The organism is Zunongwangia sp. HRR-M8 (assembly GCF_027594405.1).
GTDB lineage: Bacteria > Bacteroidota > Bacteroidia > Flavobacteriales > Flavobacteriaceae > Zunongwangia.
On record NZ_CP115161.1, the window covers coordinates 2,830,004 to 2,845,673 of the forward strand.

The window sequence follows — 15,670 nt, forward strand, 5'->3', positions numbered from 1 at the left end:
TTTTTAAAATGAGTTCACAATTGCTAAAAAGTCTTCTGCCTTAAGGCTTGCTCCACCAATTAATCCACCATCGACATCTTCGTTTGCAAAGATCTCTTTAGCATTTCCTGGCTTACAACTACCTCCATAAAGTATAGAAACCCCATCGGCTACGTCGCTACCAAATTTATCTGCAACACTTTTTCTAATAAATGCATGCATTTCCTGAGCTTGTTCTGGCGATGCAGTTTCTCCTGTACCAATAGCCCAAACAGGCTCGTAAGCAAGGATGATGCTTTTCCAACTCTCTTTAGGAAGATGGTATAAACTTTCTTTTAACTGACGCTCCACAAGATCAAAATGTTTATCTGCTTTACGATCTTCTAATTCCTCACCAAAGCAAAAGATCACGGTCATATCGTTTTCTAAAGCTACATCTACTTTTTTAGCCAAAAGCTCGTTTGTTTCATTAAATTGAGCACGTCTTTCGCTATGTCCTAAAATTACAGTCTCTACTCCTACACTTTTAAGCATAGCTGCAGAAATTTCTCCTGTAAAAGCACCGTTGTCCTCTTGATGCATATTTTGAGCTGCAACGATAACAGGGGTGTCTTTTAAAGCTTCAAACGCAGGATAAAGATTTGTATATGTTGGTGCTACCATGATGGTTGCTGCCGGCTCGCCAGACATTTGCTTTTTTAGATCTGCAATAAGTTCCTGGGTTTGTGCCAGGTCGTTATTCATTTTCCAGTTTCCGGCTACAATATTTTTTCTCATAATTAAATGTTCTAAGATTGTTTAATTTTTAAGCTGATTTCTACAAATATACCGATTCGCACACACATAGCTTAGTTGTGTAAAAGGCTTTTGCAGCTTTTTATTAATCTTCTAAAACTTTTTAGAATTTGCTTATAATTTTATTGCTGAAGCATCAGACCAATGTTTTTTCTGAGTTATTGTTCCCTTTTCTAAAACCAAGATTCCTGGATTAGCCCTTACCACTGTTTTAAGTGCAGTAGCATCGGTTTGATAAAAAGGAAATTCAAGATTAAATTCTTCTTTTATCTTAGATTTTAAAACATCTCCTGAGGCGGTTAATCCAACCACTTCATAACCTTTACTTTTAGCTTCTTTTTCCAGAAATTTTATAGCTTCGTATCCTTGTTTCTCGGTAAGATTTAGATCGTAAGCTACAATTAATAATACTTTTTCGGCCTCAAGAATTTCTGAAGTAATATCATCTCCATCATCTAAGATTTGGAAATCGTGAATTGGCGGCACATAGCCTTCTTCAATCATTTCTGTATCAACTTCAATAAATTCACCTTCGTGCTGCGGATAACTTCCATCGGTCACTACCACTTCTTCTTTACCATCCACATTAAATTTCCAATGATATTCAAAAACATCGGTTGCAGCGCCTTCAGGAATATCTCGTAATTCCGGAATATTATTTCCCACTTTGTAAGGTCTAAAATCGATAACCGGTAAATGCATTAACACGTAATATGCGTATAAAAAACAGAGCATATAACTTAAGAAAATGATCCAACGATGGCTTGCTGGAACAAAAACCGGATTGATCATCTTGCTATTAAAAAACAATATTAAAATGAAAACAAGTAAAATGAGATCTTTCGTAAAGCTTTGCCAAGGTGTAAGCGGGATGGCATCGCCAAAACAACCACAATCGGTCACTTTATTAAAATATGCCGAATAAAATGTGAGGAAGGTGAAGAAAATGATCATCAGCAACAAACTCCACACCGTGAATTTAGGCAAATAACCAATGAGCAGCATTATTCCCAACACCAATTCGAAAACACAAATTAAGATAGCAATTACCAGCGCAAAAGGCGATAAGAAAGCTAAATCTAAAACCTCTGGTGAAAAATATTCTTGAAGTTTAAAAGAGAATCCAATAGGATCATTCAGTTTTATAAATCCTGAGAAAATAAAAAGAATACCTACAAAAATGCGGGCAAATTTCACTAATAACTTCATCTTAATATTGGTGGTTTTTGGATATTATTTTTCTTCAGCTTCAGCAAAATGAATCATTGCAAATACCGCATAATTGATCATGTCCTGATAGTTAGCATCAATACCTTCGCTTACCAAAGTTTGTCCTTTATTATCTTCAATTTGCTTTACACGCAATAATTTCTGAAGGATAAGATCTGTTAGCGAACTTATACGCATATCACGCCAGGCTTCGCCATAATCGTGATTTTTATTCATCATTAACTCTTTCGTTGCAGTGATCTTTTCATCATAAAGCTGTGAGGCTTCTTCTGCGCCCAAATCTGGCTGATCTGCAATTCCTTTTTCAAGCTGAATAAGTGCCATGATCGAGTAGTTGATAATGCCAATAAATTCAGATTTCTCGTCTTCATCTACTTTTCTTACTTCATTTTCCTGAAGTTTTCGTATTCGTTGCGCTTTAATAAAGATTTGATCTGTTAAGGATGGCAATCTTAAAATTCGCCATGCACAGCCGTAATCTTTCATTTTCTTGGTAAACAAACTGCGACAAATTTCGATTACCGCATCGTATTGTTTCGAGGTGTCTTGCATAAAACCGTGGTAATTTGCGTAAATTTCGGGCAAATATTCCAGCTGGTCAAAATTATTTTGAACTGCCCTAATTTTTAAAACTTCTAAAGACATGACGATCAATTGCAAAGGCAAGCTTATCGATCTTTCTTCTCCCAAAGTGATGGGAATTTTAAATATTACGCCAGATTCGTTTTTTGAGCATAGCCGAACGCAAACTGAAAGCGATATTCTTAAAAAAGGTGATTTAATGCTGAAGCAAGGCGCCACCTTTATCGATATTGGAGGTTATAGCAGTAGGCCAGATGCAGAGGATGTAGCTGAAGAGGAAGAGATAAACCGAGTAGTACCAGCAATAGAACTTTTAGTAAAAGAGTTTCCTGAAATTTTAATTTCTGTAGATACCTTTAGAAGTAAAGTTGCTGCTGAAGCTATTGAAGCCGGTGCGGCGATGATTAATGATATTGCTGCTGGTAATCTAGATGAAAAAATGATGGCTGTAATTGCGCAATATCAGGTACCATATATAATGATGCATATGCGTGGCACGCCAAAAACCATGAAACAATTAACCGAATATGAGGATTTGGTAAGTGACATCACTTTCTATTTTTCAGAAAAAATTAAAAAAGCAAGAGCTTTAGGTATTAACGATCTTATTTTAGATCCCGGATTTGGTTTCGCAAAAACAACCGAACAAAATTTTGAATTATTGAAAAAATCAGATCTTTTTTCAAGCTTCAAACTTCCAGTGCTCATTGGTATTTCAAGAAAAACAATGATTCATAAAACATTGAATATCGATCCAACTGAAGCACTTAATGGTACAACCGTGCTTAATACTTTAGCACTAACCAAAGGTGCATCGATTTTAAGGGTCCATGATGTTAAAGAAGCTATGGAGTCTATAAAATTGATAGCGCATTTAAGCAAATAATCTTTTATTTTCTATTTTTACATAAAACCTCGCAAATTTGGATATTTTAAGTATTCGCTTCCTGGATATTCTCGATATAGTTCTTATCGCAATTCTGCTGTACTATGTATATAAACTGGTTAGAGGGACGGTTGCGGTAAATATCTTTATCGGTATTGTGATCATCTATCTGGTTTGGAGACTTACGCAACTACTTCAAATGGAACTTTTAAGTAGTGTTTTAGACCAGTTTGTTGGCGTAGGAATGTTTGCTTTAATCGTGGTTTTTCAGCAAGAAATCAGGAAGTTTTTATTGATGATTGGCTCGGCCAATATTACCAAAAACGGACGTTTTTTTAGAAGTTTAAAATTTACAAGAAACGACGATTCTGAGGATGGCGCTACCAAAGTAGATATAATAGTAGATGCCTGCGAATCTATGGGAAGAACAAAGACCGGTGCTTTAATCGTGATTAAAAGAAGTACAAAATTAGATTTTGTAAAAAATAGCGGTGACGAGATGAATATAGAGCTAAATCAGCCAATTGTCGAATCGATATTCTTCAAGAACAGTCCGCTGCATGATGGTGCGATGGTAATCGAAGAAAATAAAGTAACTGCTACTCGCGTGATTTTACCGGTTTCTAATGATCGTTCTATCCCACTACGTTTTGGTTTGCGCCACCGTGCAGCTGTTGGAATTACTGAAAAAACAGATGCTCTAGCTTTAGTAGTTAGTGAAGAAACAGGTCAAATCTCTTATATCCGCGACGGGGAATTTACCATGTTTGAAAGTAATGAGGAACTAAGAGAACGTATTAAAGAAGATTTACGATAAATTTTAATCTACATTTATTTAAAAATCTTTTTTAAGGTAAATATATATTCTCTAAACTAAAATCTAGCTGCTTTATCGCTTCATCGTTTTCTAGTATAACTTCGATATAACTTCCCGCTGTAGGCCCTTCACTTAAATTAATTTGATAAAGATTTTCTACTGAAGCAGAACCATAAGAAATCACCTGATCTTTTTCATTAAATACTTTAATACTATAAAAGTTTTGTGGAGAAGGATATATTTTAAAATTAATGAAATTAGCGCGATTATCTGTTCCTCTTCGTACAATATCTTTTAGGATTCTTCTAGAAAGTTCTCTGTCTAAAACCTCCTGTTCACTCAATTTTACGCTAGATTCTTCTAGTTCGTTCGTAATTCTTTTATCAATTTCAACTTGTAATTTAGAAAGTTCTGTAGGCGTTAAAATGCTAAGTTTTGCATTCTCTGGATGCTCTTTGAGCAAATTTTCACCGCTACGCTCTACAAAATTATCGATACGTGCATAAGCTTTATTTTGCTTATTAGGCGTAAAATAGCTTAAACTACCTGAAACCGTAATGCTTTTGGCTTGCCGGCTTGGAGTTTCTAAAACGATCTCCTTGGATTTTCTTGAAGAATATTCTTCAATTCTAGAAGTACCAATAAGCTGCAACACTTCGCCTTTATCGTCTACCACATTAAGATTCTGTAATTTTATCAGATGATTTTTGTCTAATCTAATACCGTTTACAGAAGTAAGGATTTTAAGCTGATTAACCGCTTTATCCCTCGAATTATCTGCAAAAACCGTCGTCCTAATTTCCTGGATATCCTGAACAAAAACATGAAATTCTTGTGCCATTATTTGACGACAAAACACCATACTTATAAACACAAAAAAGAAAAGATTTTTCATTCTGAGTAATTTAAGGAAGTGGGATATTTTTTAAATCGAGTTCCACTTTATCGAGAGCATCGGGATGCTCATACATAATTTCTAAACGCGTATTTTCGTCTGGTGCTTCCGCTAAATACACCACAATTTTTTCATGCGCATACGAATATCCAGTATTTATTTTTTCGCCTTTGCCATTAAAAATATAGAATCTGAATATTTTATTTTTAGGATCTTTTTTATAAAAAAATAAATGGCTTCCCTTATCCTCGTAAGAAAAATAGAAAAGATTTTCAACAAAGCGCTCAGCTTCTTCCAATGTGCTTCCTATATCAAGATTTTGGTGTAATTTTTCAATATAAGGTTTGTACTCTGCTTGCCCTCGTAACTCTTTTAATGTTTCAAAATCAAGCAAAATTAATTTAGTTTCTTCATCCAAATGAGATAAAAAATTAACCTCTTTTTTTTGCATTATATTTTCAATAGACAGTAAAGAGTTTTTCTCTTTCGAAACGCTAAAATGTTGTATTACTGCGGAAAGTTTTTTTATAGACCTAGCGTCTCTTGAAGGTGCCTGAAGATTAAAATTGATATATCTGCTTCTGCTCCACTGCCCTTCATTAGGATAGCTACTATGCCAACCCAAACTTTTGCCCGTATTATCTAAAGCTGAATTTACTTTTTGAACTCGTAAAAAATGTAGACCATCTTCTTCAAAATTGTCAACCTCCATTTTTAGTCTCAACAAACTTTCTTTAGATCCATTGTACCGAAACTCCTCGATAGCATTTAAATTTACGCCTTGCGAGAATCCAGGATTTATGATCCCAAAAAGTAAAATGGTTAAAGTAATAATGATTTGAAATCTCATTTTTGAAGCGATGTACTGCATCAGCTTATAATCTGAATGTTTCATTTTTTCAAAACTTCAAGATGGTTTTAAATACAACGCACATTTTATTGAAAATTGTCATTTTTACATGAAAAAATAAACTCCACCAAAACCTTAGCACGTAAGAAATTAAATTATCGACTAAAAAGGATTTATATTGATTCTTCAGCCATAAACTGAACTTCATAAAGTTTACGATAATGACCATTTTCTTTAAGCAATAATTCATCATGCGTTCCCATTTCTACAATTTCCCCACTATCCATTACCATAATTTTATCGGCTTTTTTAATTGTTGCCAATCGGTGAGCAATAACAATAGAAGTTCTGCCTTTTGTTATTTTATCGGTGGCATCTTGGATAAGCTGTTCGCTATAGGTATCTACTGAAGATGTCGCTTCGTCTAGAACCAAAATACTAGGATTACTTACATACGCTCTTAAAAAAGAAATTAATTGGCGTTGTCCCGAGCTTAGCATCGCACCGCGTTCTTTCACGTTGTAATTATAGCCATTTGGCAAACTGCTAATAAAATCATGGATTCCAATTTGTTTAGCTGCCTTAATTACATCTTCTTCAGAAATTTGCGGATTATCAAGTTTGATATTGTGCATAATAGTATCAGCAAACAAAAATACGTTTTGAAGAACCACAGCAATTTCAGCTCTTAAGGATTTTAATGTTGCTTGCTTAATATCTATACCATCTACTGAAATTGTTCCGCTATCGATCTCATAGAACCTATTCAGTAAATTAATGATTGTAGATTTACCAGCTCCGGTTGCTCCAACAATAGCAATAGTTTCACCAGCTTTTGCGCTAAAGTTTACGCCACGCAATACTTCCTCACCTTCTACATAACTAAATCGAACATTATCAAATTTGATATCTCCTTTGATCGATTTAAGTTCTTTTTTTCCATTATCGATAATGGTAGAATCTGTATCCAAAATTCCGAAAACACGATTAGCGGCGACCATCCCCATTTGTAGGGTATTAAACTTATCGGCAATTTGCCGTAACGGTCTAAATAACATTTGTGATAACTCTATAAAAGCTATGATAACACCAAGAGTAATATTCGGGTTATCATTTACAGCCTGTAATCCCCCAAACCATACAATAAGACCAACAGTGATAGAGGTAGACATCTCTGCAATTGGGAAAAAGATAGAGTTATACCAAACAGTAGTTACCCAGGCTTTACGGTGCTTATCATTGATATTTTTGAAATTTTCGTATTCGGCTTTTTCGCGATTAAAAAGCTGGACTATCTTCATTCCGGTAATCCGCTCTTGCACAAAGGTATTTAGGTTGGCAACTTGTGTACGAACTTCCTCAAAAGCAATTTTCATCTTCTTTTGAAACACCCTAGTAGCATAAATAATAAATGGTAATACCGTAATGACCAAAAGTGTTAACTGCCAGCTTTTATAGAACATAAATCCTAAAACGACCAGCATCTTTAAAAGATCACTGATGATCATAAAAAGACCCTGACTAAAAATACTCGATATAGTCTCTATATCACTAACAGCGCGCGTTACCAAACGACCTACAGCAGATTTATCATAATACTTCATTTTAAACTGAAGCATATGTTTAAATAAATTTACTCGAAGATCACGAACTACATTTTGACCTAGCAGGTTGGCAAAATAGATAAAGAAAAATTGTGAAGTTACCTCCAAAATTAAAAACCCGAGCATCAAAGAGATATAGAAAATTAAATTCCCATTATCTTTTGGTGTGATCGAATCATCTATGGTAACCTGCAATAAATAAGGTCTTGCAACGGCAAAAAATGATAATAATATAGCGGTTATCGCTACAAAATAAAATGTTGATTTGTAGGGTTTAGTATATCTAAGCAAACGCTTAAAGAGATCAAAATCAAATGCATTTCCGGTTTTAGAGGCCATCAAAAAGTGCTGTTTTAGGGTATTCTATTTTGGTTAAATATAAACCGTGAGCAGGAACCGAAGTTCCAGCCATACTTCTGTCTTCACTTTTAAGAATTTCTTTCAAAAATTCAACTGAATTTTTACCATATCCAATTTCTAATAATGTTCCAACAATCGCTCTTACCATATTTCTTAAAAAACGATCTGCCGTAATATGAAATATTAATTGATTATTGGTTTCTTCCCAAAATGCCTCAGTAATGTTACAATTATACGTTTTTACATCGGTTCGGCTTTTTGAAAAGCACTTAAAATTAGTGTAATCTTTCAGCATAGCAGCAGCACGGTTCATTTCTTCAACATCCAGTCGATTTATAAGATAATAAGCAAGATTGATCTTAAAAGGATCTTTAAAATTTACAATATGATATTCATAACTTCTACTGGAAGCATCAAAACGTGCATGGGCTTCAGGCTGAACCTGGAATATTTGCTGAATCGAAATATCTTTTGGCAAAAGAGAATTCAGTTTAAACTGAAGTGTTTTTTCATCAAATTTCAGCTCGGCATCAAAATGAGCAAATAATTGTCTGGCATGAACTCCTGCATCGGTCCTACCCGCTCCTACCACTTCTATATCTTGCTGAAGTATTCTGGAAAGTGCCTGCTGGATTACCTGCTGAACGCTTATAGCATCTGGTTGAATCTGCCAACCGTGATACGCAGTTCCCAAATAGGCTAAATCTATAAAATACCTCAAAGCTAAACTGAATTTTCTAAATTTGCAGCGTACAAAGATAAGGTATTTATTCTGCTAAATTGTACTTAAGCGAAAGCTTTAACCCTTGAAATAAAAGCTATTTTGAAAAAAATTTTATTATTAAGCGATAACCATAGTTATATTGATGATCGTATAATTCATTACGCCAAGCAAGCTGATGAAATTTGGCACGCGGGTGACATCGGAGATTTAAATGTTACTGATAAACTACAAGCCACCGGCAAACCGCTTATTGGTGTGTATGGCAATATTGATAATGCTGAAGTTAGAAAAGAATTTCCACTGCATCAACGTTGGATGTGTGAAGATGTGGATGTCTGGATGACGCATATTGGTGGCTATCCCAAAAAATACAATCCTGCAGTTAGAGAAGAGATTCAGCAAAATCCGCCTAAATTATTTATTTGCGGCCATTCTCACATTTTAAAAGTAATGATGGATAAAGACCTGGGATTATTACATATGAATCCCGGAGCGGCCGGAAAACACGGCTGGCATAAACAGCGTACCATGCTAAGATTTACAATCGATGGCAAAGAAATTAAAGGTTTGGAAGTTATAGAACTGGCGGGTAAATAGTTCTTAATCGATAACTTCAGTTGGTAGTTCGGTAGTTTGCAGTGTTGATGGATATCGTAAAAAATAAGCCTTTAAAATGTGCAATCTTAACTCTAGTTTCAGCAAAAACTGTTTGGTATTAAACCATTGAAAATAAAAAAACCCGAAGTCTTCACTTCGGGTTTTTAACGCACTAATACTACTAAGATTATAGGCTTATCGTAATCGGTCTACAGATTTTACAAGATCTTCGTCCTTTTTGATGGCTTTATTCGCCAGAACTAGAAAAACGATAGAAATGATAGGAAGAAACATCCCAATACCCTTCTCTGAAATATTCATTTCTCCGGGTAAGCTTAGTGACCAATAAACAAACACTCCTAGTAAAAAAAAGTTTAATAATATATTGATACGCCCCAATACAAATTGAAGCTTTCTATTTTTAAACATAAAAATACTCACCAAAGATAATAATCCAGAAGCAATAAACATAATAAATACGGTTAATTGATCCTGAGCATAAATTGCGCCACCTTCAGCATCTTGCCATAGAGCAAATAAAAATATAAGCCCAAGGCTAACTATTGCTGCGATTAATAAATAAACTGTTTGTATACGTTGTAGCATTTTCTCTTCAATCTGGCGACAAAAATAAAATAAAGTTTTCAGAAAAAAAGGATTATTTTATAAATAAAGTTGTATAATTGCAATCACATTTCGTAACCAGTTCTTTACAGGTTACTTATGACTCCAAAAATATTTCTATTCTTCCAAGAGAAGTTGATCATTCAATCCAAACAAAATTTATTCTTGACTATTCATGTTTGAAATTTCTGAATTAAAAGCTAAAAAACTACCTGAACTTCAGGAGATTGCTAAATCCCTAAACGTTCCAAAGTTTAGAAGTCTTAAAAAACTAGATCTAGTTTACCAAATACTGGATTATCAGGCTGCTAACCCAAAGAAAACTCAAGAAGCACTCCAAGAAGAAAAGGCCGAAGAGAAAACAACCGACGATAAGCCAAAAAGACCAAGAAAAAAAATTGGCAGTGACAAGAAACCTGGTAGACCTAAAAAAGAAGAAGTAAAATCTTCAGAAAAAAAGGATGAGGCGGTAACTAAAGAGGCCACAGACAAACCTAAGCCTTCTGCACCTAAGCAGCATAACAAGGAGCAAAAGAAAGATAAGGAGCAGGATTCGCCTAAAAGTAACGATAATTCTTCTAAGAGTAATAATCGCGGAAACAATAATCGCAAGGATACCAGAAACACTCCTAACAACAGAAAAGATAATCGAAATAACGATAATAACAATAATAATCACAAAAGTGGTGGTAATCGCGACAACCGCAACCGCTACCGCGAACCAGATTATGAATTTGACGCTATTATCGAAAGTGAGGGAGTATTAGACATCATGCAAGACAACTACGGTTTCTTAAGATCCTCAGACTATAATTACCTTACTTCTCCAGATGATATTTATGTATCCCAGTCACAAATTCGTTTATTTGGATTAAAAACAGGTGATACCGTATTAGGGCAAATTAGACCTCCAAAAGAAGGTGAAAAATATTTCCCATTAATCAAGATTAGTAAAATTAACGGCTTAGATCCTCAAGTAGTTAGAGATCGTGTTTCTTTTGAGCATCTTACCCCGCTTTTCCCAAAAGAGAAATTCAACTTAGCCGAAAAGCAAAGTTCTATTTCAACCAGAGTAATGGATATGTTTGCTCCTATAGGAAAAGGACAGCGTGGTATGATCGTTTCTCAACCAAAAACGGGTAAAACGATGTTGCTAAAGGATATCGCGAATGCTATTGCAGCGAATCATCCTGAAGTTTATCAAATAATCCTTCTAATCGACGAACGTCCAGAAGAGGTTACCGATATGCAGCGTAACGTCCAAGGAGAGGTTGTTGCTTCTACTTTTGATAAAGAAGCACACGAACATGTTCGTGTAGCTAATATTGTTTTAGAAAAAGCAAAACGCCTTGTAGAATGTGGTCACGATGTAGTAATTTTATTAGATTCCATTACTCGTCTTGCCAGAGCATATAACACCGTACAACCAGCAAGTGGTAAAGTTTTAAGTGGTGGTGTTGATGCAAATGCATTACATAAACCAAAACGTTTCTTTGGTGCTGCTCGTAATATTGAAGGTGGTGGTTCTCTCTCTATAATTGCAACAGCCTTAACAGAAACAGGTTCTAAAATGGATGAGGTGATCTTTGAAGAATTTAAAGGTACTGGTAATATGGAACTTCAACTAGATCGTAGAATTTCTAATAGAAGAGTATTCCCTGCAATCGATCTTATTTCTTCAAGTACGCGTCGTGATGATCTTTTATTAGATGAAAACACCATCCAACGCATGTGGATAATGCGAAAATATCTTGCCGATATGAATCCTGTAGAGGCTATGGAATTTATTCAGCAAAAGATTAAACAAACAAATAACAATGAGGAGTTTCTTATTAGCATGAACGGCTAATCACAAATTCTCATATTTTTTATAATAAAAGCGGCTAATTTTAGCCGCTTTTTTATTGTTCGCATTTTTGTGTATAGTTGATAAAATTCTTGTTACTTTAGACCTACGATGATATGCTATGGATACTAAAAACTCAAAAATATTACTAGTAGAGGACGATGCCAAAGTTTGTTCTTTTATTAATAAAGGACTTACTGAAGAAGGTTTTGAAATGAGTATCGCTTTAAATGGTAAAGAAGGATACCAAATGGCTACTACAAACGAATTTGATCTTCTTATCCTTGATATTATGTTACCAGAAATGAATGGTATGGAAATCTGCAAAGCTATTCGTGAGGAAAATAACCAGATTCCTATTCTATTTCTCACCGCTTTAGGAAGTTCAGAAAATATTGCTATGGGATTAGATAGCGGGGCAGATGATTACCTCGCCAAACCATTTAAGTTTATCGAACTTACAGCTAGAGTTAAAAGTTTATTACGCCGATCTAAGAATTTCAACCTAGTTACACCAGATGACAGTTTTATTTTTGCTGATGTTAAGCTGAATGATACTTCTAAAACAGTTACCAGAAACGATAAAAAGATTGCCTTAACAACTACCGAATATAGATTATTATTAGCTTTCTTAAAAGCGCCAGGTAGAGTTATCTCACGTACAGAATTATTGGAAAACGTTTGGGGCGTTAATTACGATATTGGCACAAACGTAGTTGATGTTTACGTTAACTACCTGCGTAAAAAACTTGAAAAAGACAATAACAGTAGACTAATACATACTATTATTGGTATGGGGTATGTTTTAAAAATAGACGATGAAGACACAGAATAAAATTATTCTTTTTCTTACTTCTATATTTCTAGCTTATATTCTAGTTTTTAGTGGCTTCATCTACTTTTCTATTAGTGATTATTCTTACACCGATTTTTATAAGCGACTAGAAATACGGGCCATTACAATGGCAAAAATCGAATTGGAAGACGATCAGGATATTAACGCTGTTAAAGAAATTAGGCAGGATTTTCTAGAAGAATTACCTAATGAAAAAATTACTATTATCGATCTTCAAAAGTTCGATATACATACAAATTCTAATTTAAGTCTTTCAAAATCTTTTTTAGAAGACATCGTTTCACAGGAAAGGGCATACTTCAAAGAAAACAATACATTTTATTCAGGAATCAAATATCACAATCGCGGTAAAGATTATCTGGTTATTGTTTCAGCTGAAAATTACTATAATACGCATCATATTGTATATCTACGCAACCTACTTTTGATAGCGCTGTTAATTTCTATCTTGATTATTATTTTTATTGCGTGGTTCTTTTCTAGGAAGGTTTTACAACCAATACAATCCATTATTGGTGACATGAAAAAAATTAATACTGAAAATTTAAATTTTCGACTTAAAGAAACCGAAGATAACGAAGAACTTCGCAGCCTTACTGCCACCTTTAACAATATGCTTAATAGATTAGAAACTTCATTTGAAACCCAGAAGAATTTTATAAGCAATGCCTCTCACGAATTAAATACTCCTTTAACCTCCATTATTGGAGAAGCTGAAGTTACTCTTGCTAAAGAAAGATCTAAGGAGGAATACATAGTCTCCCTAAATACGATACTAGAAGAAGCCGGAAAGCTTGATAAGAAGACAAAAGCTTTGCTGTTTTTAGCTCAAACCGGCTACGACGGAAAAGCACAGACGCTTAGCCCGCTTCGCATTGATGAGTTAGTTATAGATGTTAAAGAAACAGTCGAAAAAATATATCCAGAAGCTGTAATTCATTTGGATTTTGATTTATTACCCGAAGATCCCGAAAAACTTTCAGTTAATGGTAACAGTCAATTATTACACCTGGCAATTTCTAACGTAGTGATGAACGCTTGTAAATATTCTAACAATGAAAAAGTGATTTTTGCCCTTTCAGCTTCAGATAATGAAGTCATAATTAAAGTTGAAGATCAAGGCATAGGTATTCCTGAAGCTGATCTTCCTTATATTTTCGATCCATTTTTTAGAGCAAGGAACACAGAAAATTTTCATGGCTACGGGATTGGTCTCCCTCTTAGTCGCAACGTGATTAAAATGCACAAAGGTAGTTTAATAGCACATTCTAAAACAAGCCGCGGAACATCCATAGAAATCAGATTACCTATAGGATTATAATTCTAATGCAATTTTAATCTGTTATTAATCTATCTCTAACAATCAAACAATAAGTTTGTTGTGAATCAAATCATAATATAAAAGATTTTGGTTGTTAGTTAATAGGTTAATTCTCGGCTAGGGTGATCTCTGTTATTTCTTTCATCATAATTTTGCGTTCACTTCTAATACTCTTAATATTTGGTTACCCTACGCCGGGAATTTTAAAAATCTATTTTCTGAAAAAACAGGCTAGAATTACAAATATTTCCGGAAAGAAAAAGCCATGCAACCAGCTGTGCTTTTTTCAAATTCATTAAAAACAAATATTCCTAAAAAAGAAAACCCTACTGTAAAACAGCAGGGTTTTGAGAGCGGGAGACCGGGTTCGAACCGGCGACATTCAGCTTGGAAGGCTGACGCTCTACCAACTGAGCTACTCCCGCCTAAAGCGGTTGCAAATATAAATTAGTTTTGTAGTTTTCTCCAAATTTTTCATGAATATTTTTTTGTAAATGGTCTTCAACTCAAAACAGCGGTTTGATTCATCTCCATAATTAAGATTTAAAAGTCTTACCTACCACTACTAGATGACTTAGTAAACTGAAATTCAAAAATAATTTTATAGATATCTCATAATTCAAATTTTACAATTATCATAAAGATTTTCAAACGTTCTTACAAACTGAAAAATCCATCTATTATAAACTGCTGCGTAACTGTGATAGCAAAAGATAACCTTCTTCTAAAATCCTGTTAAATGAAAGCTTCAAATTTTACTTTTCTTCAAAATTAATCCTATTTTTATGTGATAATAATTTTTTTGAAAAGAAAGCATAATGAAAGATAAATCAGGAAAAATTCAGGATAAGATAGACGCTAAATTTCTAGAAGAACGTAAAATATTCTTGTGGGGGCCAGTAGACGATAAATCTGCAAAACATGTTATAGACCGCTTACTTTATCTTGATTTGGAAGGAAAAGAAGAAATTCAACTTTACATCAACAGCCCAGGCGGATACGTAACCGATGGTTTTGCCATTTACGATACCATCCAGGCCATTGAAGCTCCAGTATCTACTATTTGCACAGGACTTGCTGCATCTATGGGTTCTATTCTACTTTCTGCAGGTAAAAAAGGAAGACGCTTTATACAACCTCATGCTAAAGTAATGATTCATCAACCATCTGGTGGCGCAAGAGGTCAGGCTTCAAATATTGAAATTCAAGCTACTGAAATTTTAAAAACTAAAGAACTTAGTGCTGAGATTCTAGCTAAAAACTGTGGCCAAAGTGTAGAAAAAGTAATGAAAGATTTTAATCGTGATTACTGGATGGACGCTAAAGAATCTCTTGAATATGGCATTATAGATGATATTTTGAAGTAAAAGCAATGGAAAAGCCTATAAAACATAAGGACAATGATCGAATGGGCATGTTTTACTTGGAAGGTGAAAAAGGTATTATTGCTGAACTTACTTACACTAAGAAAAACGAACATGTGATCACTGTAGATCATACTGAAGTAAAAAGACAATTTGAAGGTCAAGGCATAGCCACAAGATTGGTTAAAGAAGCTGTGAAATTTGCAAGAGATAATAATTTAAAAATTGATCCGCTCTGCCCTTTTACTGAAGTTATGTTTGATAGAAATCCAGAATATTCTGACGTTAGAGCATAAAAAGAAAGCCTCGAACTAAAAATTCGAGGCTTTCTTTTATAATT

General features: G+C 34.4%; 16 protein-coding genes and 1 tRNA gene. 8 read left to right on the plus strand and 9 right to left on the minus strand.

Annotated elements, in window-relative coordinates:
• Positions 1–3: 3 nt before the first annotated feature.
• The 3 genes from tpiA to PBT89_RS12215 all read right to left on the minus strand — a co-directional run bounded on the left by tpiA (position 4) and on the right by PBT89_RS12215 (position 2,556).
• Positions 4–756, minus strand: coding sequence for a triose-phosphate isomerase (tpiA, locus tag PBT89_RS12205; protein ID WP_270062151.1), 753 nt, complete (start codon positions 754–756; stop codon positions 4–6).
• 132 nt (positions 757–888) lie between these two features.
• Positions 889–1,983 (minus strand): BT_3928 family protein, encoded by a 1,095-nt coding sequence (locus PBT89_RS12210; RefSeq protein WP_270062152.1) that lies wholly within the window; start codon positions 1,981–1,983, stop codon positions 889–891.
• A 24-nt stretch (positions 1,984–2,007) separates the two neighbouring features.
• Positions 2,008–2,556 carry a DUF1599 domain-containing protein gene (locus PBT89_RS12215; protein ID WP_270064260.1) on the minus strand — a complete coding sequence of 183 codons (549 nt, stop codon included), beginning with the start codon at positions 2,554–2,556 and terminating at the stop codon, positions 2,008–2,010.
• 91 nt (positions 2,557–2,647) lie between these two features.
• On the opposite strand from PBT89_RS12215, the gene folP reads away from it, so the two are divergent.
• A complete protein-coding gene (gene folP, locus PBT89_RS12220) occupies positions 2,648–3,472 on the plus strand; it encodes a dihydropteroate synthase (protein WP_270062153.1) in 825 nt (274 codons plus the stop codon).
• A 37-nt stretch (positions 3,473–3,509) separates the two neighbouring features.
• Entirely contained in the window at positions 3,510–4,289 is a 780-nt protein-coding gene (gene cdaA / locus PBT89_RS12225) for a diadenylate cyclase CdaA (protein ID WP_270062154.1), read from the plus strand.
• Positions 4,290–4,320: 31 nt separating this feature from the next.
• Here cdaA and PBT89_RS12230 read toward each other — a convergent pair whose 3' ends face one another.
• From PBT89_RS12230 to truA, 4 genes are all read right to left on the minus strand, one after another.
• Positions 4,321–5,184: a hypothetical protein gene (locus tag PBT89_RS12230; protein WP_270062155.1), complete on the minus strand. Its 864-nt coding sequence runs from the start codon at positions 5,182–5,184 to the stop codon at positions 4,321–4,323.
• A gap of 10 nt (positions 5,185–5,194) precedes the next feature.
• Positions 5,195–6,079 (minus strand): hypothetical protein, encoded by an 885-nt coding sequence (locus PBT89_RS12235; RefSeq protein WP_270062156.1) that lies wholly within the window; start codon positions 6,077–6,079, stop codon positions 5,195–5,197.
• A 128-nt stretch (positions 6,080–6,207) separates the two neighbouring features.
• Positions 6,208–7,977 (minus strand): ABC transporter ATP-binding protein, encoded by a 1,770-nt coding sequence (locus PBT89_RS12240; RefSeq protein WP_270062157.1) that lies wholly within the window; start codon positions 7,975–7,977, stop codon positions 6,208–6,210.
• The gene (gene truA / locus PBT89_RS12245) at positions 7,967–8,719 is read right to left on the minus strand and encodes a tRNA pseudouridine(38-40) synthase TruA (RefSeq protein WP_270060606.1); all 753 of its coding nucleotides are present in this window, start codon (positions 8,717–8,719) and stop codon (positions 7,967–7,969) included. The genes PBT89_RS12240 and truA overlap by 11 nt, the downstream gene beginning before the upstream one ends.
• Before the next feature lie 102 nt (positions 8,720–8,821).
• On the opposite strand from truA, the gene PBT89_RS12250 reads away from it, so the two are divergent.
• Complete coding sequence (locus PBT89_RS12250; RefSeq protein ID WP_270062158.1) at positions 8,822–9,319, plus strand: metallophosphoesterase family protein; 498 nt, start codon at positions 8,822–8,824, stop codon at positions 9,317–9,319.
• Between the two features lie 195 nt (positions 9,320–9,514).
• Here PBT89_RS12250 and PBT89_RS12255 read toward each other — a convergent pair whose 3' ends face one another.
• The gene (locus PBT89_RS12255; RefSeq protein WP_270062159.1) at positions 9,515–9,925 is read right to left on the minus strand and encodes a DUF4293 domain-containing protein; all 411 of its coding nucleotides are present in this window, start codon (positions 9,923–9,925) and stop codon (positions 9,515–9,517) included.
• Between the two features lie 193 nt (positions 9,926–10,118).
• Here PBT89_RS12255 and rho point away from each other — a divergent pair, with 193 nt between their 5' ends.
• The 3 genes from rho (at position 10,119) to PBT89_RS12270 (ending at position 13,966) form a co-directional block, all read left to right on the plus strand.
• Positions 10,119–11,792 (plus strand): transcription termination factor Rho, encoded by a 1,674-nt coding sequence (gene rho / locus PBT89_RS12260; protein WP_270062160.1) that lies wholly within the window; start codon positions 10,119–10,121, stop codon positions 11,790–11,792.
• Between the two features lie 118 nt (positions 11,793–11,910).
• Positions 11,911–12,624 (plus strand): response regulator transcription factor, encoded by a 714-nt coding sequence (locus PBT89_RS12265; RefSeq protein ID WP_270062161.1) that lies wholly within the window; start codon positions 11,911–11,913, stop codon positions 12,622–12,624.
• Positions 12,608–13,966: a HAMP domain-containing sensor histidine kinase gene (locus PBT89_RS12270; RefSeq protein ID WP_270062162.1), complete on the plus strand. Its 1,359-nt coding sequence runs from the start codon at positions 12,608–12,610 to the stop codon at positions 13,964–13,966. Before PBT89_RS12265 ends, PBT89_RS12270 begins: the two co-directional genes overlap by 17 nt.
• A gap of 352 nt (positions 13,967–14,318) precedes the next feature.
• On the opposite strand, the gene PBT89_RS12275 is transcribed toward PBT89_RS12270, so the two are convergent.
• A tRNA-Gly gene (locus PBT89_RS12275) sits at positions 14,319–14,391 on the minus strand.
• A gap of 393 nt (positions 14,392–14,784) precedes the next feature.
• Between PBT89_RS12275 and PBT89_RS12280 the strand changes: the two genes are divergently transcribed.
• Positions 14,785–15,333, plus strand: coding sequence for a ClpP family protease (locus PBT89_RS12280; protein ID WP_270062163.1), 549 nt, complete (start codon positions 14,785–14,787; stop codon positions 15,331–15,333).
• Positions 15,334–15,338: 5 nt separating this feature from the next.
• The gene (locus tag PBT89_RS12285; protein WP_270060599.1) at positions 15,339–15,626 is read left to right on the plus strand and encodes a GNAT family N-acetyltransferase; all 288 of its coding nucleotides are present in this window, start codon (positions 15,339–15,341) and stop codon (positions 15,624–15,626) included.
• Positions 15,627–15,670 lie beyond the last annotated feature (44 nt).

Bases quoted from the DNA above. Each gene is read 5' to 3' on its own strand.
- PBT89_RS12240 (WP_270062157.1), bottom strand. From the start codon at position 7,977: ATGGCCTCTAAAACCGGAAATGCATTTGATTTTGATCTCTTTAAGCGT.
- PBT89_RS12230 (WP_270062155.1), bottom strand. From the start codon at position 5,184: ATGAAAAATCTTTTCTTTTTTGTGTTTATAAGTATGGTGTTTTGTCGT.
- PBT89_RS12255 (WP_270062159.1), bottom strand. From the start codon at position 9,925: ATGCTACAACGTATACAAACAGTTTATTTATTAATCGCAGCAATAGTT.
- tpiA (WP_270062151.1), bottom strand. From the start codon at position 756: ATGAGAAAAAATATTGTAGCCGGAAACTGGAAAATGAATAACGACCTG.
- PBT89_RS12215 (WP_270064260.1), bottom strand. From the start codon at position 2,556: ATGCAAGACACCTCGAAACAATACGATGCGGTAATCGAAATTTGTCGC.
- rho (WP_270062160.1), top strand. From the start codon at position 10,119: ATGTTTGAAATTTCTGAATTAAAAGCTAAAAAACTACCTGAACTTCAG.
- PBT89_RS12285 (WP_270060599.1), top strand. From the start codon at position 15,339: ATGGAAAAGCCTATAAAACATAAGGACAATGATCGAATGGGCATGTTT.
- PBT89_RS12210 (WP_270062152.1), bottom strand. From the start codon at position 1,983: ATGAAGTTATTAGTGAAATTTGCCCGCATTTTTGTAGGTATTCTTTTT.
- PBT89_RS12235 (WP_270062156.1), bottom strand. From the start codon at position 6,079: ATGAAACATTCAGATTATAAGCTGATGCAGTACATCGCTTCAAAAATG.
- folP (WP_270062153.1), top strand. From the start codon at position 2,648: ATGACGATCAATTGCAAAGGCAAGCTTATCGATCTTTCTTCTCCCAAA.
- PBT89_RS12265 (WP_270062161.1), top strand. From the start codon at position 11,911: ATGGATACTAAAAACTCAAAAATATTACTAGTAGAGGACGATGCCAAA.
- PBT89_RS12270 (WP_270062162.1), top strand. From the start codon at position 12,608: ATGAAGACACAGAATAAAATTATTCTTTTTCTTACTTCTATATTTCTA.
- PBT89_RS12280 (WP_270062163.1), top strand. From the start codon at position 14,785: ATGAAAGATAAATCAGGAAAAATTCAGGATAAGATAGACGCTAAATTT.